The organism is Gelidibacter sp. (genome assembly GCF_053579655.1).
Window position 1 is genome coordinate 1 of sequence record NZ_JBMDWE010000028.1, and the last position, 26,039, is coordinate 26,039.

Sequence of the window (26,039 nt, forward strand, 5' to 3'; positions counted from 1 at the left end):
TCGGCTACCGTTATCAATTCTTTATCTAAAAATCCATCTTGCTGCAAATACACTTGATGCTTTTCGGAATACGGATAAAACATATTGTCGGCAACCTTTTTCCACTCGGACATTTCGCTGTCTGACAAATTGGTTTTGTCCAATACACGTGACAAATCTGAAGTATATTCCGTCTTCATTTTGGCGACGATTTCTAAAGTATAATTGATACACCATTGCGCGACATAGTTGGTGTAAAAATTATTATTGACATTATTTTCATACTCATTTGGTCCCGTCACGCCCAAAATGACATACTTGTTTCGGTGCGTCGAGAATGTGGCGCGTTGCTGCCAAAAACGAGCAATGGCAATAAGCACTTCCAATCCCTTTTCTGGAATATAACTGAAATCGCCAGTGTAGCGATGGAAGTTGAAAATGGCAAAAGCAATCGCCCCGTTACGGTGAATTTCCTCAAAGGTAATTTCCCATTCGTTATGGCATTCTTCCCCATTCATCGTAACCATCGGATAAAGTGCCGCACCGTTTTTAAATCCGAGTTTTTCGGCATTTTCAATGGCTTTCTCCAAATGATTGTAGCGATATTCTAATAAATTCCGAGCCACGTTCTGATCTTTGGTCGCCATATAAAATGGAATACAATAAGCTTCGGTGTCCCAATAGGTACTTCCACCATATTTTTCGCCGGTAAAGCCTTTCGGACCAATATTCAAACGCGCGTCCTTACCAATATAGGTGTGATTCAATTGCATGATATTAAATCGGATGCCTTGCTGTGCTTTCACATCGCCTTCAATGGTAATGTCGGCCATATCCCAAATTTTTGCCCATGCTTCTTTTTGCTGTTGAAGCATTTTCGCAAAACCAAGTGACACGGCTTTAGATAAGTTCTTTTTAGCGACCGAAACCAAGTCGTTTTTATCATGATTTCTATCGACGGTATAGCCACCGAATTTCGTCATGGTCAAAGTATCGCCTTTGTTGACATTAGAACTGTATTCAAACGAAACGGTAGAATCGGTCTTATTAACCGTCTTATTTTCATTTAGGACCTTTCCATTTAATGACAATTGGGCTTGCATTGCAGTACAGACATGAAAGTTGGTTTTCATGGTATGCGACACAATAAACGCTTGGTCATGTTCAGCATTAACGCTTAAAATGTTCCAGAATTTATCATCCCAGTTGCTGTCTTCATTAGTAATTCCTGCATCAACATAAGGTTCAAAAACAATATGAGCGTCGTTATTTAAAGGCGTCACGTTATATTCAATAGCGCCAACCTCATCCATATCCAAACTTAAAAAACGCTTGGTTTCGACCTTAACCTCGATGAAATTATGAAGTGTGGCTTCGAAACTTCTGGACAGCCAACCTTCTTTCATATTGAGTTCGCGTCTAAAGTTTTTGACTTTTTTACACGCGGCCAAATCCAAGGCTTCGCCATTGACGGTCACGTTGATGCCGATCCAATTCGGCGCGTTGAGGACTTTGGCAAAATACTCTGGATAGCCATTTTTCCACCAGCCTACTCTGGTTTTATCTGGATAATAAACGCCCGCAACATAACTGCCTTGAAAAGTCTTTCCTGAATACTGCTCTTCAAAGTTGGCACGTTGGCCCATGGCACCATTACCAATGCTAAAAATACTTTCTGAGGATTTGACACGGTCGGCATCAAAGCCTTCTTCAATGATGGACCAATTATTTGGTACGATATAATCTTGATTCATTTTTTTGAGATAAGAGAATAAAGAGGAAAGACTAAAGACGGATCGGCCTATTTTTCTTTCTTCTAAATTCTAGTTACTTAATGTTTTTTTTAACCACAATGGACGCAAGGCTTGACACAACGGTCACAATGGGTTTTTCTATTTTCACTTAATACTTTATACTTTGTACTTCTTACTTAATTCTATCTATTAATTAACTCCTTCAAAAACGCCTCACTGATTTCAGTAAAATCCTTGAACACATAGTCGGATTCATGGAGCGTTTTTTTATCTCCAATGCCAATGGACACCATTCCTGCAGTATTCGCCGCCTGAATTCCAGCTACTGCATCTTCAAAGACAATGCAGTTTTCAGGATTGGTATGTAATTGTTGTGCGGCAATCAGAAACACCTCGGGATCGGGCTTTGCTTTGGTCACGTCATTGCCGTCAACGAGGACGTCAAATTTTTCGAGAAGGTTCACTTTCTCTAAAATCATTCGCGCATTTTTACTGGCGGAACCTAATGCGATATGCTGATTGGCAGCACTGAGATAATCCAAGGTTTTTGTGACATCAGGAAGAATCTCTTGCGCCTCCATTTTTTCGATATAGATTAAATAATCGTCATTTTTTTGTGCCATGAATTTAATAAATTCATCTTCGCTCACGCTTTTATTTCCCCAAGCGAGAATTTTCTCTAAGGATTTCACTCTGCTCACCCCTTTCAATTGTTCGTTTTGTTCGTGCGTGAAATCAAAACCCATACTATTGGCCAATTTCCGCCAGGCCAAAAAATGATATTTTGCAGTATCGACGATTACGCCGTCAAGGTCAAATATGAATGCTTTTTTACTCATTGATTGTTATTGTTTCTTTGTCATTGACCATTAGTGAAAGAATGCCTGCCAAGATCATTGAGCAGCCTCCTATCAATAAGGCATAAATAGGTTCATTATTAAAAAATTTGGAGACTAAAAACCCTAAAATAGAAGCAGCCACCAATTGCGGAATCACAATAAAGAAGTTAAAAACACCCATATAGTATCCCATTTTAGAAGCTGGTAAGGATCCTGAAAGCATGGCATAAGGAACGGATAAAATACTCGCCCAAGCTACACCTACGCCAATCATTGGCAACCATTCAATCATAAAAGTGGTTGGATTTGTGATGAAATAAAGTGACATCAGTCCCAATCCACCAGCAACCAAAGCCAAGAAATGTGTAAATTTCCGACTCGTTCGTTTTGCCAATAGTGGCAATAAAAAGGCGACGGCTGCCGCAATGATATTGTAATTGGCAAACATTTCGCCCACCTGATTCGCGCCTATATTATAAGCTTCAGAAGTGGTATCGGTCGTTTTATAAATATGTTCGGTAACTGCTCCTGTGGCATAAATCCACATTGAAAATAAAGCGAACCAAGAAAAAAACTGCACCCAAGCCAATTGTTTCATGACCTTTGGCATCATCTGAAAATCGTTCACGATATTGACAAAGCCATTTTTAGAATTGTTTTTCTGCAGGAGTCCAGATACAATCAAGGCCAGTCCTCCAAAAGATATTAATCCTAAGGTCAGCACATAAAGATCTGCTTTGAGATGGTAATTATATACCAAAAAGGAAGCAAGCAAACCAATACACAAAACAATGATCCCCTTTGTCAAATGCGAAGTGCCATTTTTTTGATACCATTCCTCAGAAAATTCGCTTTCCACAGGTTTCGATTCTTTTTCCTGAGCTTCAAAAGCTCGTATTTCTTCGGGAGAATATTCCTTGGAACGCAAAACCGTCCACAATACTGCTATAAAAAAAGCGACACCGCCAATGTAAAAAGAGTACTTGACCGAATCTGGAATAACTCCTTCTGCTGCGGTATTGGCGACTCCAAAGTACGTCAACATCAACGGCAATTTTGAAGCCACATAAGCCCCAATCCCAATAAAGAAACTCTGCATGGCAAAGCCTTTAGTGCGTTGTTCGTCTGGAAGGTTGTCGCCAACAAAGGCCCGAAATGGCTCCATGGATACGTTAATGGAGGCATCCAAAATCCACAGCATCCCAGCTGCTACCCAGAGTACTGGCGAATTAGGCATGATAAACAAAGCTAAAGAGGCCAAAATAGCACCCACCAAAAAATAAGGTCGGCGACGGCCCAATCGGGAATGCCAAGTGCGATCACTCAAATAGCCAATAATAGGCTGAACAATTAACCCCGTTAAAGGTGCGGCAACCCAAAGAATGGGGATGTCATCAATCTCGGCTCCTAAAGTTTGGAAAATTCGGCTAACATTAGCATTTTGTAGGGCAAAACCCATCTGGATTCCTAAGAAACCGAAACTCATGTTCCAGATTTCCCAAAATCCAAGCGTACGCTTTTTCATTAATAGTATGTTTAAATTAATACTATTGACAAGCGATAAAACTCATCAAAACTTATTTGTAAGAAGTGAAAATAAAGTTTTGAATTGTGGCAAAGATAATAAAGTTTTTAAATGGGCAATACTTTTTTTATTTGGTGGAGTCTCTTTCTATCAGTTCTGTTTCGATTACAACGGTTTCAAAATGCTCTTCTTCATCTTCGCGTTCAAGGTTATCAATCAGCAGTTCAGCAGCCTTTTCGCCCATTTCTTGACCATGCTGACTTACGGTGGTTAAACTTGGTGTGGCATGTTTGGAAAGCACGCCATCTGTAAAGCCAATAACCTGAAGATCATCTGGAATTTTCATACCCATATTGCGCGCTACTTTCATAGCTATAATGGCGTATAATTCATTTACAGCAAAGACACCATCTATGTTTTTGTTGTTTTGAAATAAACCTTTTATTTCCGCTTCCAAAGATTCCAAATGATCTTCAGAAACCAATTCATCATTAACCTTAAGAATCAAATTTGGATCTGGGGTTATTTTGTAATCTTCTAATGCTTCCAAATAACCCTGAGTCCTTAATTTACCGACACTCACATAATCTTTCGTAGTAATTATCGCCACATTTTCACAGCCGTTGGACAGGAGTTTGGTTACGGCGTTTTTTGACCCTTTTAAATCATCAATAATAACCTTGTCACAGTTGATTTCATTGACCACACGGTCAAACATGACAATCGGCATCCCTTGATTAATCGTTTCCTTAAAATGATGGTAATCCTGTTTTTGTAAAGTTTCCTTCGAAATAGAAAGGATAAAACCGTCAATACTACCACTGGCCAACATTTGCATATTAATAATCTCTTTATCAAAAGATTCATTGGACAAACCGATGATGACATTATACCCTCTTTTATTGGCCACCAACTCAATACCTCTAATGACCTTTGAGAAAAAATGGTGTACAATTTCGGGAATAATGACGCCTATCGTTTTTGTTTTTTGATTTTGTAGGCTGAGTGCGATATTGTTAGGGCGGTAGTTATAAAACTTGGCAAAAGCCTGTACTTTTTGCCGGGTATCTTCACTAATTTCTAAACTATCTCTCAGTGCTTTTGAAACCGTAGAGATTGAAACGTCTAATTCTCTTGCAATCTGTTTTAAAGTAATTTTCTTTTTCATAGGTAAGTTTATGATCAAAACTGTTTTTTAAATATCTATAATTTAATCATAATTAACAACACTTTCTAACCCGAAAAATCAAAGGTATGGCATTGTTGTTTATTGCTCGATTTTTTGATTGTTTTCAGGCCATTCCTCACATTTATAAAGAAAGTTGTCAACACGCAAACGTTTTCGTTGCTAATCTGATAATGGCAACTCTCCAATTGATCTAAAATTTACATAGATTTAACTCAAGAAGTGAGAATATTAGTGAATTATTAACGCAATCAACTTTAAAAATAGTGTATGAAAACATTTATGAATGGCTTAATGTTACTGGTATTTATGATACCCTCAGTCCTGTGGTCTCAAACCACTGTTTCTGGGACCGTTACAGAGCAAGCTAACGCATTACCCGTACCAGGCGTAAATATTACAGTTAAAGGAACTGCCACTGGAACTACTACAGATTTTAATGGCAACTACAGCATCAGCGTGAGAAACGGTGAAGTTGTTGTGTTTTCTTATGTTGGGTTCAAACCTCAGGAAATCATCTATAATGGACAACCAAAATTAAACGTTGCACTTATGGAAGATACCGCTCAATTGGACGAAATTGTTTTGATTGGATATGGTGCTACGACTAAGCAAGATGCTACAGGTGCTGTTGAAAAAATCGGCGAAAAAGAATTTAACCAAGGAGCCATCGTTTCACCAGAACAGTTATTGTCTGGTAAGTCTGCTGGGGTTCGCATCACCTCCGGTGGTGGAGATCCAGGTGGAGGCTCTGAAATCAGAATTAGAGGTGGCGCTTCTTTATCAGCTAACAATTCGCCGTTAATTGTGATTGACGGCTTACCATTGGACCAACGTGGCGTTCAAGGGGTAAGAAATCAGCTCAACGCCATCAATCCAAATGATATTGAGGATTTTGTGGTTTTAAAAGATGCTTCTGCTACGGCCATTTATGGCTCAAGAGCTTCAAACGGTGTTATTTTGATTACCACCAAAAAAGGAAAAGCTAACGCGCCTTTTAAAGTAGAATATGACTTAAAAGCATCTGTTGCGCAAGTCAATGACTTTGTGGATGTATTATCTGCGGATGAATTTAGAGCTATTGCAATAACTGATTCTAATTTTAATGCCAGCTTGTTAGGAGATTCTGAAACTGATTGGCAAAAGAAAATTTATCAAACTGCGGCTGGCGCCATTCATAACATTACAATTTCTCAAGGATTTGAATCCTTCAACTTTCGGGCAAATATCAACCACACCTCACAACAAGGGGTTTTAATTGGCGATTTATATGAGCGAAATTCCATTAACCTTTCAGCTGTTAAACGTCTTTTGGACAATAATCTGAAACTTACCTTAACTACCAAGGGTATTTTAGACGATAATAAATTTGCTGATCACGGGGCTATTGGAGCCGCTGTAGGATTTGATCCCACTCATCAAGTGTACAATCCTGACGGATCATTTTTTCAATATGTAGGTCAAAATTTAGCTTTGGTTAATCCTGTATTTACCTTGCTTAATAATAACAACAGAGCTCGCAACAAAAGAAACATCACCAACTTTAATATCGATTATAACCTCCCGTTTTTGGAAGGCTTGAAATTTAATTTGAATGCAGGTCTCGACTATTCTGAATTATCAGGCAAGCAATATAGCAAGGCCAGTCCTTCAAAACCTGGAAGTTTTAATTATGAAAATTTTTATGATGGCATGAATAGAAACACCTTGTTAGATTTCTATTTCAATTATAAAACAAAATTGGAGTCCATTAATACAGCTATCGATTTAACTGCTGGACACTCTTACCAAGAATTTTACATCAAATCTGATCGTCGTGAAACAGAAACCTCAGGAAGCTTGGTATCACGTCCAACTATTATAAATAGAAATGCCTTAGAATCTTACTTTGCACGTGCAAGCTTTGATTTTGATAACAAGTATTTATTATCATTGACCATTAGACGTGACGGTTCTTCTCGTTTTGGACCAAACAACCGATGGAGTAATTTCCCTGGAGTTTCTGCAGGATGGAAATTGACCAATGAAGAATTTTTACAAAACTCATTCTTCTCAAATTTAAAACTGAGAGCAGGTTGGGGTAAAACAGGACAACAAGAGATTGGTCAAAACTATGGCTACTTAGGTGTTTATACGCCTGGTAGATCGGATGCGAGTGTACAATTTGGTTACTTAAACGGTGTGCCTCAATATATCAACACCCTGCGTCCTGAAGAATTTGACGAAAACCTGAAATGGGAAGAAACTTCTCAATATAACCTAGCCTTAGATTTTGGATTCTTTAATGAGCGCTTAACCGGTACTGTGGATGCTTATTACAGAGAAACCAACGATTTATTGGCAACCATTCCAACCGCTGCTGGATCGAACCTTTCCGATTTATTGACCACAAACGTGGGGTCTGTTTTAAGTAAAGGTATTGAGTTCAGCTTAAGTGGCGATATAGCACGTTCAGAAAACTTTAATTGGAACCTGGGCTTTAACGTTACCTTACAAGAAAACAAAATCACGAAACTGTCCTTAGGCGATGATCCCAACTTTTTAATTGGCCAAGGTGATATTAGTGGTGGTGTCGGTAATAATATTCAATTGTGGAAAGAAGGTTTAGATCCTTCAACATTTTATGTGTTCAGACAAGTTTATGACACGGCCGGAAAACCAATAGAAGGCGCTTATGTGGATGTTAATGGGGATAACCAAATCACAGAAGCCGACAAGCAAGCTTATAAAAAAGCGTCGCCTGATGCCTACGCCGGATTTACCAATACTTTAAGTTACAAAAACTTAGATTTCAGTTTTACATTTAGGGGAAGTTTTGGAAATTACATGTATAACAACGTGGCTTCAGATAGAGGAAACATCACTACAGTTAATGATGCACCAGGTCAGTATTATGTCAATGCGCATTCAAGTGTGTTAGACACCAAATTCAAAAAACAAAATCTATTTTCTGATTATTATATCGAAAGAGCTGATTTCGTGAAATTGGATAACGTATCTCTCGGGTATTTAATTCCTGGTGAAAAGATCAACTTGAGAATGTCGTTAACGGCAACCAATTTATTTACCATAACAAAATACGATGGTTTAGATCCTGAAATTTCTAACGGTATAGATAACAATTTCTATCCAAGACCGCAAACTTTTGTATTAGGACTAAACTTTACATTCTAATATCATGACTACTAACATTAAATACAATGCTATGTTAAGAACACTAAAAATCATCTTTATCGCCTTCACGGTGGTGCTTTTTGCACAATCCTGTGAGAGCAATTTAGATTTGCAGCCTGAAGACAATCGTCTTACAGCGGATGCTGCCTTTGAAGAACCCGGAGCCTATAAAGCTTTTTTAGCTAAACTATACGCAGGCCTCTCTTTAAGCGGCCAGGAAGGTCCAGCGGGAAACCCCGATTTATCTGGACTGGACGAAGGCTTTTCCAACTATCTACGTTTGTATTGGTCCATGCAAGAATTGACCACCGATGAAGCTATTATTGGCTGGAATGACGGCACAATCAAAGATTTACATGCGCAAACATGGACTTCAGGTAACGAGTTTATCCGTACCATGTACAGCAGATTACTTTATCAAGTGGCTTTGATCAATGAGTTTATGCGCCAAACTACCGATTCCAAACTGGATGCTCGTGGTGTAGAAGCCAGCCTTCGTACTGACATCCAAAAGTACCGATCAGAAGCACGTTTTCTGAGAGCTTTGACCTATTGGCATGCGATGGATTTATTTGGAAACGTTCCTTTTGTTACAGAAGAAGATCCAATCGGCGCCTTCTTGCCTGAGCAAATACAACGTGCAGATCTTTTTACCTATGTGGAAAAAGAATTGCTCGATATTGAAAATGACATTATAGCGGCAAGACAAAATGAATACGGAAGAGCTGATCAGGCTGCGGTTTGGATGTTGCTTTCTAAACTTTATCTGAACGCCGAAGTCTATACAGGCTCAGGGCGTTATGCTGATGTGATCACCTATACTACGAAAGTGATAGGATCAGGATACAGCATCTCGTCAAACCCTTATTCCCATTTGTTTTTAGCGGATAATGATACTAATGGATCGCAATCAGAAGTTATTTTCCCTATTACTTTTGATGGCTTGCGCACCCAATCTTTTGGTGGGATGACCTTCATCATTCACGCTGCAGTGGGTGGTAGCATGGTTCCTGCTGAATATGGCGTCAACGGCGGATGGGCTGGTCTTAGGACGACGTCAACATTGGTTGAGCAGTTCCCAGGAGAAGCGAACTCTGCCGATGGAAGAGCCTTATTTCACACCGATGGTCAAACAAAGAACATTAATAACACCTCAACATTTACCCAAGGTTACGCAGTAAAAAAGTTTAGAAATGTGGATGTCAATGGTGTTGCCGGTTCTGATCCTACTGGCGATTTTCCGGATACGGATTTCCCGATGTTCAGATTGGCTGACACCTATCTTATGTATGCAGAAGCATTTGTTAGAGGCGGCGGCGGTTCTGCAGCCGATGCGGTAACTTACATCAACCAACTCAGAGCAAGAGCTTATGGCAATGCATCTGGTAATATCAATCAGGCCAACTTGACGCTGGATTTTATTCTGTCTGAGCGTTCAAGAGAATTATTTTGGGAAGCACATCGAAGAACCGATTTGATCCGTTTTGGTCAGTTTTCCGATCAGGGCATTTGGCCATGGAAAGGAAATGTACCTCAGGGCGCAACAACCAGCGCTTTCAGAAATCTCATGCCTTTACCTGCAACCGATTTAGGCATCAACACCAACTTACAACAAAACCAAGGATATTAAAAACCACGAAGACATGAAACGAGCTTGATAAAGATTTCAACTTCTAAGCGGATCTTCAATAGCGAATAGCATGTGACCATTAAATAACAATAAATCTAAACACATGAAAAATTTTAAAATACTAAGCTTATTTCTTTTGGCCATGATCGGGCTAAATTCTTGCCAAACTGACGACGACGTAGTTTTCATAGCTCAAGAACCTGACGGATTTGTTTTAACAAATACAATATTGCCAGAATACATTTTAACATCTTCTACAGGAAGCAACCTTGGTGAGCGTTTTACATGGAACAGCGCTGATTTTGGTGTTCAAACTAATATTTCCTATGATTTGCAACGCTCCATTTTGGGTGACTTTAGTGATGCCGTATTAGTAGGAACAACCTCTAGTAATGAAATTGCCATGACTATCGGTCAAATGATGGCGGTTGCCACAGAAGCTGGCTTGGATGCAAATCCTACAACTCCAGCGCCAAATACGGGAGCATTTTCAGTTAGAATTCGTGCGTATGTTGGCGATGGCGGTAGCGCAACCCAAATATTTACGGAGGCCAAAACCATTTCAGTAGTACTCCAAGAAGCACAAACAGGTGGTAGCGGCATTACGGAATCTACATGGGGGATTGTTGGAAGTGGTTATAATGACTGGGGAGATGGCGGACCTGATGCTAAATTTTACTCCACCTCAACTTCAAATGTATTTGTTTCTTATGTGACTTTACTTACTGGCGAAATCAAATTCCGTGAAAACAGTGATTGGGGCAACAACTTTGGCGATACTGGCGTTGACGGGATTCTTGATGCTGGCGGAGATAATATTGCTGTTACGCAAGGCAACTATAAAATCACTATGAACCTCAATGAAAATACGTATACTATCGAAAAATTCTCATGGGGTGTTGTAGGTTCTGGCTATAATAACTGGGGAGATAACGGTCCGGATGCTAAATTCTATTATGACTATCTAACCGACACCTTCAAAGTAGGCGTCCGCTTGATTGCTGGAGAAATCAAATTCAGAAAAAATAACACGTGGGGAGGAGATCTTGGAGACAATGGCGCTGATGGCACTTTAGAAGAAGGGGGAGACAATATTGCCGTAACTGCAGGACACTATGCCATTACTTTAGATTTGAACTCTAACAAATATACTATCGAAGCTGCTGACATCTGGGGTATGGTTGGTTCAGGATATAACGACTGGGGAGACGGCGGTCCTGATTTCGCCTTAACTGAAGTGCATCCAAATATTTGGATGGGAGACATCGCCACTTTCATAGATGGGGAAGTTAAATTCAGACTAAATAACTCATGGGATACTAATCTTGGTGATGATGGTGCTAATGGCTCATTAGAAGCCGGCGGTGCAAACATTGCCGTGGTTGCTGGAAAGTATCGCATATTCATGGATCTTACTGACAACACCTATAAGTTTTATAAATTACAATAAATGGTGTACTATAAAAAAGGGCTGTTAGTTTATGACAGCCCTTTTTAATTTTAAGCAAAAATGAATAATATCATGACTAAGCTTTATCAATTGCAGACCGTTTTTTTGAGGTTCTGAAACACGAATTCAATCCTATAGACACATGAAGAATCTCTACCTTAAATTACTTTTTTTAATTCCGCTTTTTTCGCTCGCCCAAAAGCAAACTGTGACCTATTCAGTGTCGCCTTCTCCCTTTGAAGAAAACCAGAATATTACTGTCACTTTTAATGGCAACACTATTAATGAATCCGCATGGGGAGTAACCAATAACGAACTGTACTTATGGTCATGGTCCTATGACCTCAATCTTAGCAATCAACAGGACTGCCCTACCAATGGGAGTTGGGAGGTCTCCAGTGAAGCTAACAAACTGACCTATAACACTAACACTGACACCTATAGTATTTCCTTTACACCATCAACCTTTTATAACAGAACTGGTTTAGGACGAATCGGATTTTTACTTAAAGCGAAAGATGGTACTGGCGATAAAAAATCGCAAGACATTAATGTGGACGTTGGCACATTTCAAGTGGCTTTAAGCCAACCTGTCAACGGATCCACTACCGTGATCAACTCTGGAGGCAGCTTGAGCATTACCGCACAAAATACGGGAGGCAACGCTTCTTATGTATTGAAAGAAGTAGGTAATGCCACCGCTATCAATTCGCAAGCTAACATCTCCAACTATGCTTTTACACATTCCAATATTACAAAAAACACCAATTACTTATTAGAAGTCACTTTAGACGGAAGTACCATTACTAAAAAATTCACTGTAATAGTAGATCCAGGATCAAACACAGCGATTATGCCTACTACCTATCAAGATGGTATTACGTATTTGAGTACAACGGAAGCAGTTTTGGTACTTTATGCTACTGGCAAAGATTTTGTTTACGTCGCTGGAAGTTTTAATAATTGGCAACCAGACGCCACTTATGCTATGAAGAAAGATCCCACACGAAACAATAAATTTTGGATCAGATTATCAGGATTAACCCCCGGTAAAATAGAAACCTATCAATATTGGGTCGTGGATAAAACGCCGCTGGCAAACTCTCCATCCCTTGTAAAAACGGCCGATCCGTATTCAACCTTGGTACTATCACCTTTTGATGATCCTGGTATTCCTGCGTCGACCTACCCTAACCTCCCTCCGTATCCTGCTGGACAAGAAAGAGAAGTGACGGTTTTACAAACAGGCCAAACACCTTATAATTGGAAAGTTCCCAATTTCACTAAACCTCAAAAAGAGGATTTAGTGGTCTATGAAGTTTTGATCAGGGATTTTGATGTCAATCGTAATTTTCAGGATTTAATTGACAAGATCGATTATTTCAAAAAACTAAATATCAATGCGATCGAATTATTACCAGTCATGGAGTTTGAAGGCAATGAAAGCTGGGGCTACAACACCGCTTTTCATATGGCTTTGGACAAATTTTATGGCACCGAAAACAAGCTCAAAGAATTTATTGACCTCTGTCATCAAAACGGGATTGCCGTCATATTAGACGTGGCACTCAACCATGCTTTTGGCAGAAATCCAATGGTGCGCATGTGGATGAATGATCCCGACGGCGATGGTTGGGGCAATCCAAGTTCTGAAAACCCATACTTCAATACCACCCCAAGACATACTTATAACGTAGGTTCTGATTTTAACCATTCCAATCCAAGGACTCAAGATTACGTGAAACGTGTGGTAAAACACTGGATCGAAGAGTTTAAAATTGATGGTTTCCGTTGGGATCTGACCAAAGGCTTTACGCAAAACTGTACGGAAAACGATGAAAGTTGCACCAACGCTTATCAAGCGGACCGTGTTAAAATTTTAAAAGATTATGCCGATTATTCTTGGTCGTTGGATCCGACACATTATATTATTTTCGAGCATTTAGGTTCAGAAAACGAAGAAAAAGAATGGGCCAACTACAAGTACAATGAAGGTAAAGGCATCATGATGTGGGGCAACATGAACCATGCTTATAACCAATTGACCATGGGATACACCGCTAATATAAGCGGCATTGGTCATAAATCAAGACCTCAATTTTTAGGGCCTCGTGTTATGGGTTACGCTGAAAGCCATGATGAAGAGCGTTTGATGTATAAAATTCTTCAATATGGAAACAGTACAAACAGTGCTCATGATGTGAAAGATTTGAATACAGCATTGTCAAGGATGTCCGCTTTGGGTGCCGTGACCTTGACCGTTCCAGGCCCGAAAATGATCTGGCATTTTGGCGAATTGGGCATGCAAAACTCCATCTTTACCTGCAATAATGGAACAATAAATATACCAGACGATCCCATAGATAAAGGTGGTGATGCTGGCAACCCGACAGGCGACTGCAAATTGGACACCAAACCGCAACCCCAATGGACACAAAACTGGACGGGCGATACGCACCGAAATAAAATTTATAACGATTGGGCGCGCATGATCGCACTGAAAACCAGTGAACCAGTTTTTAAAGGTGATTATACAATGACCTCCAATAACCTGACACCATCCATCGCCATTTTTGATACGACCTTACCAGCGAGCAGCCTCAATAGAGTGATTGTTTTAGCAAATTTTGATGTCACTTCAAAAACGATGAATACGACCATTCCAACCGGACAAACCTGGTATGATTTGATGGACGCCACAGGAAACACCACTTATAACATGGCGACGGTAAACATTCCTGCAGGTCAGTTTCGAATTTTCGGAAATGCGGCTGCAACGTTAAGCACGAACACCTTTGAAGATATTTCAAGTTTCGCCATTTATCCGAATCCTGTGAACAAAACTTTTAAAATCAACAAAGAAGTGAGTGCACTTAAAATTTATGACTTAACCGGAAAACATATCAAATCGTTTAAAGGCACTTTTACGCCCTCGGATAGTTTTGACATTTCTGATTTGAACCAAAGCATCTATCTCATAAAAGTTGAAAATAAGAATGGACAGGTGTTGACTTCAAAGTTGATCAAGCTTTAGTCTAGCTGATATTTTCTAATCAAAAGGAGCTTCTCAGAAATGAGAAGCTTTTTTTAATAGTGTCAGTCATCACGAGGCACGAAGCCATCTCATCAATTAAACAGCTATTATTAATTTAGAATAAAAAACAATAATATTTACACCTGCTGTTATGGGCGCTTTGGCCAACAATTTCGATGTTGTATGGAAGAAACCACCTGTTGTTAGAAACCATATGAAACTACTTAAACTGTGTAGACATCCAAAATATATTATCCATTTTAATATTGATTTAGCAAGTCAGTCATTGTTAAAAACGTAGTTTTACGTTATTCATGAAGAACATTTACGTAAATTTAATAAAATTTAGGACATGGAAACAACAAACGATATCATTAAAGACATTCCGGCAAACATTTCAGACAGTCAAGTCATTACTTTTTTACATTCGGAAAAACTAGGCACTAAGCAGGTCAAAATTTTCAAGGCCTTAACGCATTCAACTGACAAAGTGATTTCTGAATGGTTTGAAGTTAGTGAAAAAACCTTTCAAAGTTATCGGAGTTCTAAAGCTAAATTGAACATTAATTTTAAAGAAAAACTAGTTCTACTTTTCTCCTTATACAAACAAGGAGAACGCGTTTTTGGCTCCCAAGAAGCCTTTAATGAATGGTTGGAAAAGCCAAACTTTCATTTCAATGAAACCCGACCTGTTGACTTTTTCAAAACAATTTCGGGAATTAGATATATTGAAGACCGATTAACAGGAATTGAATATGGTGATAATGCCTAAATATGGAAGTATTTCGCATTTCACATAAAAATTATTCGAAAGTATTATCAAGTTCAGGAGTAGCAAACAGATGGAATTTAGATGGAGAATTCGTTATTTACGCAGGCTGTTCGAGGTCGTTATCAACATTAGAGCTTGTTGTTCATCGCAATTCCATAAACAAAATTCCAGATTATGAAGTTATGATACTATCTATAGCTGATGAAGAGGATTTATATGAGCAAATTGCGATAAAAGAGCTACCACCAAATTGGCGTTCGTTTGAAGCTTATTACAAACTACAACTTATTGGTTCCGATTGGTATAAAGAAAAGCGCACTTTAGTCTTAAAAGTGCCTTCTGCCGTAATTTCACAAGAATATAATTACATCATTAACACCAAACACCCCCTATTTCTTGAGAAAGTCGCCTTAGTAAGAAATGAAGATTATTTTTTTGACGAGAGGTTATTTTGAATAAAACTCATCGGTTGAGCAGTGTTGATCCACTATTAGTCATTATTGGTGTTTTCCACTATCAACTCCAATTATCTTCAAAACTCATTCGGTTTTTCATCTTTAGAGCAGCCGTCATGGCGAGGCACGAAGCCATCTCATCAATTAAACAGCTATTATTACTAAATTTATTTAAATGAGTATTTTGCTATAACTACTTACATGAGTAAATAGTTATAGCAAACATCAATTCCTCAATGAAAAAACCCGTTGGGTTCTCCAATAATAATAATAATAATAATAATAATAATAAGCGCTTGGAAGTGATCACCAATCTTATAAAAACTTCCAAAACAATGTTCTACACCCGAAAAACACTTACAGAGATTTAATGTATGTTAGTAGGGAAATAATGGGATCTGTATAATTTGAAAAATGACAAAACAAAACATAAATTTTTTTATTTTAATACTACTGAGTGGAACGATTTTAAATTGCGCTTCCTTTTCCAAAAAAACTTCAGACAAGATCTTGACCATTTAAAAGATTCAAATCTTACGAACTTGAATGGCATGTATTCTTTCCATCATTTAAAAAAATACCAAAACCAAAGCAAATGAAACACCTATAATCAAACTCAGGATTCATTGCGATATAATAATGCCTACGATTTTATAATAAATCAAGATTTAAATAAAAAGCTAGCATTGACCTCTTTTCAATCCATAGAAAATCAATGTTAAGCCAATCTCTATCTTGAAAAATTTGTTTTATTTAAATAATAATTTTATAAGCTGCAACGGAATTCCATTTCTCTTTGGAGGTTGCGTAAATGATAAAAGAAGAATTGGCCTGACTAAAGATGACAAACTCCTTATCAATGCAGGTTTCAGTAATAAAGGCGCTGTTTTACTGGTAATGGGCGCTGGATATAATTATAATGAGTCTTTTGAATACACACGGAAATAAGAGCTCATTAAATAGCTAAGGAATTCCATTCAAAAAAAAGACTGTATCTGATCAACTAAGAGATTTTTTAAAACTTAAAAACTACATTAATTTCAATGCTTTATTTCTACTTCTGATCTGTTTTCTTGAAGTTGCCAAAATATATCTGCTAGGATTTTTGGAGAATGCGTTGTACTGTCTTCCTTAATCTGATCGCATATTGTAACTATTCCTACGTAGATATTTTTACTTTTCAATGTCTCATTTAATTGAAATGCCAAATTTCGCAAGGCTGCTTTTCCCAAACATACCGAACCTAATTCGGGATTTGGATTAATGGCAAGTCCGCCGCCAGTCAATAAAACGGTGCCTTGATTTTCTTTCAGGTCTTCATAAACCGTTTGTACAGCGAACAGAGCGTTTATTACGGAAACCTTTAAATCGTCAAGAAGCACCTCCGTTGTTTCGTCCATTATATTTTTCCGTTTCAAAACCGCAGCATTATAGACTAAGGTATTGACTTTCCCCATTTTCTCGCGAAGATTCTGAAGCGCTTTAGCGATCTGTTTCTTGTCACTAGCATCAGCGATTGCGCAGAAAGCGGTGATGCCCATATTTTTCAGACCGGCAACTTCGCGTTCTAATTTTTCGGAATTACGACTGATAAGGCCCGCTCTAAACCCTTCTTTTCCAAATTTTTCTGCTATTCCTTTGCTAAGTCCTGGACCTGCTCCGATTATTATTAAATTTTTTGACATTTGATAAGTATAGGCTTTGTCACCATCCGCTTAAAGCTAGTGACGCTGAAATTTATAATTGAAAGCTTTCTGAATTTAGTTTGTTTTTATGTTTCTCCAAACCCTCAAAAAACAGTCCTCAGATTTAAGACTATGACAGCAAAAAATCCGAGGGAAAATAATCGGAGGCTCAACTGTTATCCAGAAAACCGTCCAAAACCTCTTTAAGCACCACCGCCTGATTGAACTTGGTGTCCTTTGCGCCATAGAGTAAAGTCACTGTCTTGTCTTTAGTTTTTTCAAAAAGGCGTTTTAAATCGTCGGTGCTGTTTTTAAGTTCTTTTTTGTACTTCAGTGAGAAGTCTTCAAACTTATCTGGGTCGTGATCAAACCACTTCCGAAGTTCGGTGGAAGGTGCTAAATCCTTGTTCCACTCCTCTAATTTGGCTTCTTCTTTTGAAACGCCACGAGGCCAAATCCTGTCCACTAAAATCCGATAGCCATCACTTGATGAAGGATCCTCATATACCCGCTTTATTTGGATTGTTTTCATGAGATTTAAAATACTTCTTCCACAAATTGTTCTTTCTTGACATTTAAATTGGCCAACATCTTTTCTACCGCTTCCATCATCGGTGGTGGACCGCAGATATAAAATGATTTGTCATAAGCAAGTCCGCAGGTTTTTAAAAAATCTTCTGTGACACGCCCATGCGCAACACCTTCTATGGTTTCATCAGAAAGAATATTGATAAAATTACTACCTAACATCTCCCTAAATTCCTTTTCAAGAATAATATCGCCTTTGGTTTTATTGGAGAAGATGAGTTTATTGCTTCCCAATTTTCCTTGCTTTTTTAAATTTCTAAAAATCGAAATAAAAGGCGTTATACCAGCGCCACCAGCGATAAATGTGCCTTCTTCCTTATAAGCAATGGCCCCAAAAACATCATTAACAATCAGATGATCTCCAGCTTTTAAAGACAGTAGCTCATTGGTTACGCCTTTGTGCGACGGATAGGTTTTGATCATAAACTCCAGATAATGATCTTCTGGAAGACAGGTAAAAGTAAAGGGGCGCCCCTCATTTTCCCATCCTAATTTATCCAAGAAAATTTCTGTCGCCTGCCCTGGCTCAAAGTCCATTCCTTCAGGTTTCTCGACTACAATATGCAACACGTCATGCGTGGCATGTTCAATCGATTTTATGGTTACTTGATTTTTCATAGCTTCGCTATATTCTTTATTATTATTTCTATTTTTTATTGGCTTGAACTATTCTCTATTGTTATTCTTTATTTATTATTGGGATGCGCTGTTTGTAAAGCATCTACGCGATTAGAGTTTAAAGCTCTGATATAGGATACAAAATATTTGATATTTCTTATTACTATTTTTTATTGGAACGGACTCTTTGAACAATGTAGAGCAGTTCACAATTAAACATTAAAAATAATAGGTCGCTCTTCAAGTTCATTCTCGATTTCAATTTGAAGTTCAAGCTCAACTTCACTCGCTAAAACTTCATCATTCGTTATTCAACATTCGTTATTGGATATTTGCTATTTTTTATTACTATTATTTATTGGCATCGGCGATTCATACAAAGTATCGTCTTTTACATTTAAATCCAGCCTATGTTAAAGTGCCAAACGAACAGTTAAGTTTAAAATAGCCAGAACTCAACTTCGATTTCTTAACCCAATATTTCATCATTCGGTTTTCAACATTCGATATTCGTCATTCTCAGACACTTCTAAAATTCAGAAATCATCAATCTTCAACCCGCCCATACCGAAAAGCCACGTTCGGGCGGGTCAACAACCTCCAATCCTCTTCTAATCCAAAAACTGTCGCAGCACATATTGAAGAATCCCACCATTTCGATAATATTCAATATCTATAAGGGAATCCAATCGCGCAATCGCTTTGAATTTAATTTCTTTACCCTTTGCGTTTGTTGCACTCACATCTACCAATTTATGTGGTGTCAAGCCTTCAGAAATTCCTGAAATAGCAAAAATATCTGTACCGTCCAATCCTAATTTCTCCGCCGTATCGCCTTCTTGATATTGTAAGGGCAAAACCCCAAGACCTACCAAATTACTTCTGTGAATACGTTCGTAACTCTCCGCCAAAACGGCTTTTACTCCTAGCAAAAACGTGCCTTTCGCAGCCCAATCTCGTGAGGAGCCACTTCCATATTCTTTACCAGTCAGCACCACTAAAGGTGTATGATCTTGTTGATATTTAACTGCGGCGTCATAAACCGTCATTTCTTCTCCAGAAGGCAAATAGGTCGTAAAACCACCTTCTTGTTTGGCCAATTTGTTTTTGATACGCACGTTGGCAAACGTCCCACGCACCATGACCTCATCATTTCCTCGTCGACTGCCATAGGAGTTGAACTCTTCTTTCTTAACGCCTTGACTGATTAAATACTGTCCGGCTGCAGAATGCTCATTAAAAGATCCCGCTGGGGAAATATGATCGGTCGTAATACTGTCTCCCAACACTAAAAGGGCACGTGCATGTTCAATGTTTTGAAGTGGTGCCGCTTGGTCTGAAATATTTTTAAAGAAGGGTATTTCCTTGATATAAGTAGAGCTATCATCCCATTCATATAAACTGCCTTTTGGAATCTCCAAATTTCTCCAAATCTCATTCCCATCAAAAATTTCGGAATAGTTTTTATCAAAATCTTTTGGCGAAAGCACCTCTTTAAGAACCGCATTAATTTCATCATCGGTGGGCCAAATGTCCTTTAAGTATACGGGCATTTGATTTTTATCGCGACTGATGGGGTCATTAATCAAATCAATATCCACGCGACCTGCAATGGCAAAAGCCACCACTAACATGGGCGACATCAAATAATTCATTTTTACCTGCGGATGGACACGCGCTTCAAAATTACGGTTTCCAGAAAGCACCGAACAGACCACGAGTTCATGTTCATCGACCGCCTTGGCAATGGCGGGTGGCAACGGACCAGAATTTCCGATACACGAGGTGCAGCCGTAACCCACTAAATGGAACTGTAAGGCTTCCAAATCTTTGAGTAAATCCGCTTTGATCAAATAATCCGTCACAACTTTTGAGCCTGGCGCCAAAGAGGTTTTTACCCAAGGCTTGACGTCAATACCACGTTCTCTTGCTTTTTTAGCGACCAATCCGGCACCAACCATCACAAACGGATTTGAGGTATTGGTACAAGATGTAATGGCAGCAATCACAACAGAACCATCGGAGATTGAAAATTTTTGCTCGCCCTTATCAATCCAAACCGTTTTAAGTCCGTTTTGTTCCTTGGTTTCAATTTTTGTGTCTTCCGACAGTTCTTTCGGCGGCGGAGTCGGTTGATTGCCACCTTCATTCTTCCATCGGATGACGGAGTCTCGATCTTCATGTTCTATATATTCACGTTCAAAAGAAGTGCTCAGCAAATCAATGAACTTCGGCTTGAAATTCTTTAAAAGGATTTTATCCTGCGGACGTTTTGGCCCTGCAACGGTCGGTTCAATTTTGGAAACATCCAATTCCACAACTTCCGTATAATTAATGCGATCCTCATGCTCACGCCATAACATATTGGCTTTACAATAGGTTTCGACTAAGTTAATCTGCTCTTCTGAGCGATTACTTTCCCGCATGTACTTCAATGTTTTATCATCAATAGGGAAATAGGTAATCGTACATCCAAACTCAGGCGACATATTACCAATGGTCGCTCTATCTGGCACCGATAAATGATCCAGACCTGGGCCAAAAACCTCAACAAATTTGCCGACTACGCCTTGTTTTCGTAAGACATTGGCAATGGTCAACACCAAGTCGGTCGCGGTGGAACCTAAAGGCAATTTCCCGGTCAGCTTCAATCCGAGGACTTCTGGCATGATAAAATAAAGGGGTTGCCCCAAAATAGCGGCTTCGGCTTCAATCCCACCAACGCCCCAAGCGACCACTCCAATCCCGTTAACCATGGGCGTGTGACTATCCGTGCCTACCAAAGTATCTGGAAATAGCATGCCGTCGCGTGCAATCACGCCTTTTGAAAAGTATTCTAGATTGACTTGATGGCAAATCCCCATTCCTGGCGGAACCACGCTAAAATTATCAAAGGATTGTTGCGCCCATTTTAAAAATTGGTAGCGCTCTATATTACGTTTATATTCTTCTTCCATATTCCGCTGATAGGAATATTCGGTGCCAAAATAATCCACTTGAACGGAGTGATCGATGACCAAATCGACCGGCACCAATGGATTAATCGTATTTGGATCTTTCCCTTTTCGGGCCACCTCAGCCCGAAGTGCAGCAATGTCAACGACCGCTGGAACACCCGTAAAATCCTGCATCAACACCCGCGCAGGTTTAAAAGGAATATCTTTATCGACGCCTTTCGGCTTCCAATTAATTAGAGTCTCAATATTTTCTTTGGTAACGGAGAAGTCGTCAAAATTGCGCAACACATTCTCCAAAAGAATCCGGATGGAAAATGGTAGTTTATCAATTTGATAACCTTGACGAGAGAGTTCTTCGAGACTATAATAATCATAGTTTTTACCATTTACAGTGATTTGCTTTTTAGTTTTAAAAGGATCATTTGCCATGCCGATATGTTTTTATGTTAGCTATTCTATTTGTAAAATCAGTAGGTAAGTTGGGAGCTCGCTGATATTCAAAAAAATAATTGGACAACGCCAATCATAGAAAATTGAAATAAATAATGAGTTTATATTTTCAGGAAGATGAGGCCACTTCCTACCTCAATATTAAAAACACGCTATTTCAAAAGGTCAGTATTTTTATTTGAGTCCTTTAAAGTTACGGATTTTATCAAACTAAATGCGTCCTATCCCTATAAAAATGAGCGACATCGATAGCCAATAACCAATGAAATATAGAAATGACTAACCTATTTTAGGTATCGCAAAGCGATTAAAAACAAAACCTCTTTTCTCTTACACTTACATGTCCCGAGCTAAAACTCGAGGTTATTAATGGTGGAGTTTTGAATACCCCCAACTTCAGTTGGGGAACAAAAAAAAGCAAAAGTCTCTGAGAATCCAACTCAGAGATTTTGCTTCTACTAATAATCAAATAAAAAATAAAAAAATTAGGCAATAAATATTGATGAATGGACTTCCTGGGAAACTGAGCTCACTGAAATCATCATGGCAAAGATTTAATCGCCATCAGATATTTTAAACTTTGTTACGCAGTTAACCTATGACTTGTTGGGCACTTCCAATTTTGAAAAATCAATTGACGGCGGATTTCCATTTGCTGTTCTTGTAAACTCGGTATCAATTGGCGTGGTTTCATTAAAAAAGCCACAATTCTCCATAAAGAACTCATTACCAAGCGCACCGCCAGCATAATCTAATCGCGATTCTTTGCGAGCCGTGGCATCTGCCGTAAATTTGGCTTTCGTCAATTCTACCCATTGTTTATCTGTGGTATAGACCCATTGATTATTATAATTGGCTTTTCGCGAAAGATTCCCAGTTGAAGGCACAAAATTTTCCAAAAACGAATATAGTTTTTCCAAATTTCCGCTGCCTTTTGGTCTTCTGAAACTTGCGATAAGATGCCATTGATTATCTTCTGGCGTGAAAAAATAGGCGGTATAATCGGTTGAATTATTTACTACCGGCACACCTTTCAATAAGAACTTATAGGTCGTGTTGGCCTTCCAATCATACACCTTGTAGCTTTGTCCGCCGGAACCTTCATTTCCGAACTCTCCGGTTTTAACGCCCTGGCCTTTACCCTTTAAAATTATTTTATAATCGTCAGGAATTTCTTTGGGATCCTGGGTATCAAACGGACTCCAAACAGAAAACAGAATGCGACGCTCAGTCTCAGAATTGACCTGAATCCCGAAATAACCATCTTTAAAGCCATTCGCCATAAAGTACGATCCGATGACATCTTCGCCTTCTGGAACATTGATTTCGTTATAAAAATATTCGATTTCTCGTTCCTTAGGCAATTCATAAGTTAAATGCACGGATGGACCACGACGACCAAAATAAAAATCATCTTTTATAAAATAGATGTTGCCTTTTGTAGCTGGACCACCGATTAAAAAAGCATCAATATCTGCAAAAACAGCACCCTCCTTATCGAAGCCTTGCATTTCAATAGTTTGATATCCTGGTGAAACAATATTAAATTCCCCTATAAAAACCTCCTTCCCATCAGATTTTTCAATAGCAAATTCTTTGGTATCATTACCTAAAGAAACTTTAATTTTAAAAGGTTTGTCAAAGGCGCTTAATTTGAGACCTAAATTAATTTTACCGATATTTTCCGTTTTAAAATAGGTTTTAATTACGGTGGTAGGATTTGACCAATTTCTGATGCCATTTTGAGTAATTATTATATTATTGGATTCAACATTATTGGTTACCCAACTATTGCCATTAGATGGTATTTCAAAGGAAAATGATTCTGCTGACTGAATACTTACTTCCTCCAAATTTTTCTGATTCTTCCAGGCATCACAAGAACTCAACGTACTCATCATTAAGGCTGACAAAATGATTGTGGAAGGACTAAGAAGTCTGCTTTTTATTTTTTTTACTCTCATTTATTTTTAAAAAATTATATTTTTTGTGACAATTTGTACACTTATATTTCTTTATCCATCGCTCCGATTAACGTGTGATGCTCTTGGTCATGATAAATCAATCCTAAAAACAGTTTTACCACAGTCCACATGTTAGAGCGTATTCATCTGCATATTTTCTTGAATTGCCCTTTAGTCTATGCACTTAGCTTAGTGTATTATAAAAACTCTCCATTAAAACATCCCTTGATGACTGAGCAAATTTCCCCTTAATAACGAATCTCAAAATACCCGCAATTTATTAAACAAATAAATCCCGTCAACCAATCAATGTGTTAACGGGATAAATTGTTTATTCAAACTATAAAATTGACTCTTTAAGTTTGCTGCTATTTAGACAACTAGTAACCCGGGTTATTAGGGGTCAAGCTTGGGTTTTTGTCAATTGCCCCTTGTGGGATAGGCAAGAGATTGTTTTTAGGAGCTACGAATTCTCTGCTTTCAATCAAGTTAGCTGGTAGCGTTAACGACACATTATAATCGCCATTTGGCTGTGTAGTTGCTAAAACAGTTCCTCTTTTGGTTCCCATTAAGTTCCCGTTAAGTACATCAGTTGCAATGTTCCAACGGATGATGTCATCTCTACGTAAACCTTCCATGGCAAACTCCACACGACGTTCGTTTCTTAATAGCGTTCTCAAGCTCGCTTGGTCAGCATATTTAGCCTTATTAACCGCAGGCATTCCCGCTCTTAATCTTATGGCATCTAAAGCATCATAAACTTCACTATCAATTTGACCTAATTCGATTTTTGCTTCTGCAATGGTTAAAAGTACCTCAGCATATCTAAAGATATAGATGTCATTGCCCATGTTCCAGTAAGGAGAACTTGGATTAAGATCTAAAAACGTGGTGTACTTTTTAAAGTTATAACCTGTTTTTGAAGCGTTATCAGCTTTGTTATAATAATCTGGGCTTGTGTCTTCAACAGAACGGTACACTTTATTTGCATATACTTGACCAGGATAAACTACTGAAGCTCTCAATCGTGGATCTCTGTTGACGTATGGATTGTTTGGGTCATATTCTCCAGAAGCTTCCGCTTCCTGAATAGTTTTACCATCTGCCATCTCAAAAGCGTCCACTAAGGATTGTGTTGGAACTACAGAAGACCAACCACCAAGACCGTTTGGCATAAATGGTGTAAAATCGAGAGAGTAGTTATCTGCTACATGTTGTACCGATAAAATAACCTCCGCATTCTGCTCATTGGCTGGATCAAAAAGACCTTCAAAAGTACTGTTTAATGAATAGCCAGAGATGTTTTTGGCCGTTGACAAGGCCTTGTCATAATCTTTAAAGTAAAGATAATAACGCATTAAAAGTGCTTGTGCAGCGCCTTTGGTAGCTTTACCATATTCGCCACCAGAATAAGCATCTGGCAACATGCCAATCACGGCATTCAGTTCGGTTTCAATAAACGTGCGAATCACTTCTTGTGAATCTCTTGGCACTTTAGCTTCTTCAGGTGTAGCAAAGTTTTGAGTTATTAATGGCACATTACCATAACTTGTGGTAAGGATATAGTATTTATAAGCACGAATAAAACGAACTTGAGCCTTATAAATTTCTCGATCTGCTTCTGACACGGCAGTAGCGTTATCCACATTGGCTAAAAACTCGTTACATCTGTTGATGGTTCCAAAACCGTAGTAGGAAGCGCCTGCATCGGCCGCTGAAAGTTTACCATTTCCAATGTTTGTCCAGCCTTCCCAAGGGAAGTTATTGTAGGCGTTATCTGATCCAGCATCACGATACATAAGATCTCCTCCACTGGCGAAGCCGTTATAACAACCCGTCAAAGCTAAATCTAAATCTTTCTTTGATTTCCAAAAAGTGGTCGGCGAAAGCGCGTCATTGGGTGCTGTATCTAGGAAAGAATCGTCACAAGCGCTAAAGGCAACCACGATTCCTAATAAGTATATTAATTTTTTCATCTT

The 26,039-nt window shown here is 38.7% G+C and carries 17 protein-coding genes; 7 read left to right on the plus strand and 10 right to left on the minus strand.

All coding sequences use genetic code 11. The features are described 5' to 3' along the window. The 4 genes from ACOH2D_RS13655 to ACOH2D_RS13670 all read right to left on the minus strand — a co-directional run. The coding region (locus ACOH2D_RS13655; protein WP_449535545.1) for a family 65 glycosyl hydrolase domain-containing protein at window positions 1–1,733 on the minus strand (1,733 nt) is incomplete at its 3' end. 182 nt (window positions 1,734–1,915) lie between these two features. Continuing rightward, complete coding sequence (gene pgmB, locus ACOH2D_RS13660; RefSeq protein WP_449535546.1) at window positions 1,916–2,572, minus strand: beta-phosphoglucomutase; 657 nt, start codon at window positions 2,570–2,572, stop codon at window positions 1,916–1,918. Further along, window positions 2,565–4,097 (minus strand): MFS transporter, encoded by a 1,533-nt coding sequence (locus tag ACOH2D_RS13665; RefSeq protein WP_449535547.1) that lies wholly within the window; start codon window positions 4,095–4,097, stop codon window positions 2,565–2,567. The genes pgmB and ACOH2D_RS13665 overlap by 8 nt, the downstream gene beginning before the upstream one ends. Window positions 4,098–4,224: 127 nt before the next feature. Beyond that, window positions 4,225–5,265 (minus strand): LacI family DNA-binding transcriptional regulator, encoded by a 1,041-nt coding sequence (locus ACOH2D_RS13670; protein WP_348035427.1) that lies wholly within the window; start codon window positions 5,263–5,265, stop codon window positions 4,225–4,227. 288 nt (window positions 5,266–5,553) lie between these two features. On the opposite strand from ACOH2D_RS13670, the gene ACOH2D_RS13675 reads away from it, so the two are divergent. The 7 genes from ACOH2D_RS13675 to ACOH2D_RS13705 all read left to right on the plus strand — a co-directional run bounded on the left by ACOH2D_RS13675 (window position 5,554) and on the right by ACOH2D_RS13705 (window position 16,746). Beyond that, complete coding sequence (locus ACOH2D_RS13675) at window positions 5,554–8,457, plus strand: SusC/RagA family TonB-linked outer membrane protein (RefSeq protein ID WP_449535548.1); 2,904 nt, start codon at window positions 5,554–5,556, stop codon at window positions 8,455–8,457. A 31-nt stretch (window positions 8,458–8,488) separates the two neighbouring features. After that, window positions 8,489–10,087: a RagB/SusD family nutrient uptake outer membrane protein gene (locus tag ACOH2D_RS13680; protein ID WP_348036397.1), complete on the plus strand. Its 1,599-nt coding sequence runs from the start codon at window positions 8,489–8,491 to the stop codon at window positions 10,085–10,087. 103 nt (window positions 10,088–10,190) lie between these two features. Then, entirely contained in the window at window positions 10,191–11,537 is a 1,347-nt protein-coding gene (locus ACOH2D_RS13685; protein ID WP_348036396.1) for a SusF/SusE family carbohydrate-binding protein, read from the plus strand. A gap of 142 nt (window positions 11,538–11,679) precedes the next feature. Continuing rightward, window positions 11,680–14,571: an alpha-amylase family glycosyl hydrolase gene (locus tag ACOH2D_RS13690; RefSeq protein WP_348036395.1), complete on the plus strand. Its 2,892-nt coding sequence runs from the start codon at window positions 11,680–11,682 to the stop codon at window positions 14,569–14,571. A gap of 352 nt (window positions 14,572–14,923) precedes the next feature. Continuing rightward, window positions 14,924–15,343, plus strand: a complete 420-nt coding sequence (locus ACOH2D_RS13695) for an Xre family toxin-antitoxin system antitoxin (RefSeq protein WP_348036394.1) — start codon at window positions 14,924–14,926, stop codon at window positions 15,341–15,343. 2 nt (window positions 15,344–15,345) lie between these two features. Then, on the plus strand, window positions 15,346–15,798 hold the full coding sequence (locus ACOH2D_RS13700; protein ID WP_348036393.1) for an RES family NAD+ phosphorylase: 453 nt from the start codon (window positions 15,346–15,348) through the stop codon (window positions 15,796–15,798). A 735-nt stretch (window positions 15,799–16,533) separates the two neighbouring features. Then, window positions 16,534–16,746, plus strand: coding sequence for a hypothetical protein (locus ACOH2D_RS13705; RefSeq protein WP_449535549.1), 213 nt, complete (start codon window positions 16,534–16,536; stop codon window positions 16,744–16,746). Between the two features lie 92 nt (window positions 16,747–16,838). Here ACOH2D_RS13705 and ACOH2D_RS13710 read toward each other — a convergent pair whose 3' ends face one another. From ACOH2D_RS13710 to ACOH2D_RS13735, 6 genes are all read right to left on the minus strand, one after another. Then, window positions 16,839–17,483 (minus strand): SDR family NAD(P)-dependent oxidoreductase, encoded by a 645-nt coding sequence (locus ACOH2D_RS13710; RefSeq protein ID WP_449535550.1) that lies wholly within the window; start codon window positions 17,481–17,483, stop codon window positions 16,839–16,841. 169 nt (window positions 17,484–17,652) lie between these two features. Beyond that, entirely contained in the window at window positions 17,653–18,015 is a 363-nt protein-coding gene (locus tag ACOH2D_RS13715) for a DUF488 domain-containing protein (RefSeq protein WP_348036389.1), read from the minus strand. Window positions 18,016–18,020: 5 nt separating this feature from the next. Beyond that, window positions 18,021–18,689: a ferredoxin reductase domain-containing protein gene (locus ACOH2D_RS13720; RefSeq protein ID WP_348036388.1), complete on the minus strand. Its 669-nt coding sequence runs from the start codon at window positions 18,687–18,689 to the stop codon at window positions 18,021–18,023. A 611-nt stretch (window positions 18,690–19,300) separates the two neighbouring features. Further along, window positions 19,301–22,075: an aconitate hydratase AcnA gene (gene acnA / locus ACOH2D_RS13725; RefSeq protein ID WP_449535551.1), complete on the minus strand. Its 2,775-nt coding sequence runs from the start codon at window positions 22,073–22,075 to the stop codon at window positions 19,301–19,303. 617 nt (window positions 22,076–22,692) lie between these two features. Then, complete coding sequence (locus tag ACOH2D_RS13730) at window positions 22,693–24,060, minus strand: DUF3472 domain-containing protein (RefSeq protein WP_449535552.1); 1,368 nt, start codon at window positions 24,058–24,060, stop codon at window positions 22,693–22,695. Window positions 24,061–24,440: 380 nt separating this feature from the next. Further along, window positions 24,441–26,036, minus strand: a complete 1,596-nt coding sequence (locus ACOH2D_RS13735; RefSeq protein ID WP_348036385.1) for a RagB/SusD family nutrient uptake outer membrane protein — start codon at window positions 26,034–26,036, stop codon at window positions 24,441–24,443. Window positions 26,037–26,039: the final 3 nt, after the last annotated feature.

Excerpts from the sequence above, each read along its gene's own strand:
- pgmB (WP_449535546.1), bottom strand. The coding sequence starts at position 2,572 with ATGAGTAAAAAAGCATTCATATTTGACCTTGACGGCGTAATCGTCGAT.
- ACOH2D_RS13665 (WP_449535547.1), bottom strand. The coding sequence starts at position 4,097 with ATGAAAAAGCGTACGCTTGGATTTTGGGAAATCTGGAACATGAGTTTC.
- ACOH2D_RS13670 (WP_348035427.1), bottom strand. The coding sequence starts at position 5,265 with ATGAAAAAGAAAATTACTTTAAAACAGATTGCAAGAGAATTAGACGTT.
- ACOH2D_RS13675 (WP_449535548.1), top strand. The coding sequence starts at position 5,554 with ATGAAAACATTTATGAATGGCTTAATGTTACTGGTATTTATGATACCC.
- ACOH2D_RS13680 (WP_348036397.1), top strand. The coding sequence starts at position 8,489 with ATGTTAAGAACACTAAAAATCATCTTTATCGCCTTCACGGTGGTGCTT.
- ACOH2D_RS13685 (WP_348036396.1), top strand. The coding sequence starts at position 10,191 with ATGAAAAATTTTAAAATACTAAGCTTATTTCTTTTGGCCATGATCGGG.
- ACOH2D_RS13690 (WP_348036395.1), top strand. The coding sequence starts at position 11,680 with ATGAAGAATCTCTACCTTAAATTACTTTTTTTAATTCCGCTTTTTTCG.
- ACOH2D_RS13695 (WP_348036394.1), top strand. The coding sequence starts at position 14,924 with ATGGAAACAACAAACGATATCATTAAAGACATTCCGGCAAACATTTCA.
- ACOH2D_RS13700 (WP_348036393.1), top strand. The coding sequence starts at position 15,346 with ATGGAAGTATTTCGCATTTCACATAAAAATTATTCGAAAGTATTATCA.
- ACOH2D_RS13710 (WP_449535550.1), bottom strand. The coding sequence starts at position 17,483 with ATGTCAAAAAATTTAATAATAATCGGAGCAGGTCCAGGACTTAGCAAA.
- ACOH2D_RS13715 (WP_348036389.1), bottom strand. The coding sequence starts at position 18,015 with ATGAAAACAATCCAAATAAAGCGGGTATATGAGGATCCTTCATCAAGT.
- ACOH2D_RS13720 (WP_348036388.1), bottom strand. The coding sequence starts at position 18,689 with ATGAAAAATCAAGTAACCATAAAATCGATTGAACATGCCACGCATGAC.
- acnA (WP_449535551.1), bottom strand. The coding sequence starts at position 22,075 with ATGGCAAATGATCCTTTTAAAACTAAAAAGCAAATCACTGTAAATGGT.
- ACOH2D_RS13730 (WP_449535552.1), bottom strand. The coding sequence starts at position 24,060 with ATGAGAGTAAAAAAAATAAAAAGCAGACTTCTTAGTCCTTCCACAATC.
- ACOH2D_RS13735 (WP_348036385.1), bottom strand. The coding sequence starts at position 26,036 with ATGAAAAAATTAATATACTTATTAGGAATCGTGGTTGCCTTTAGCGCT.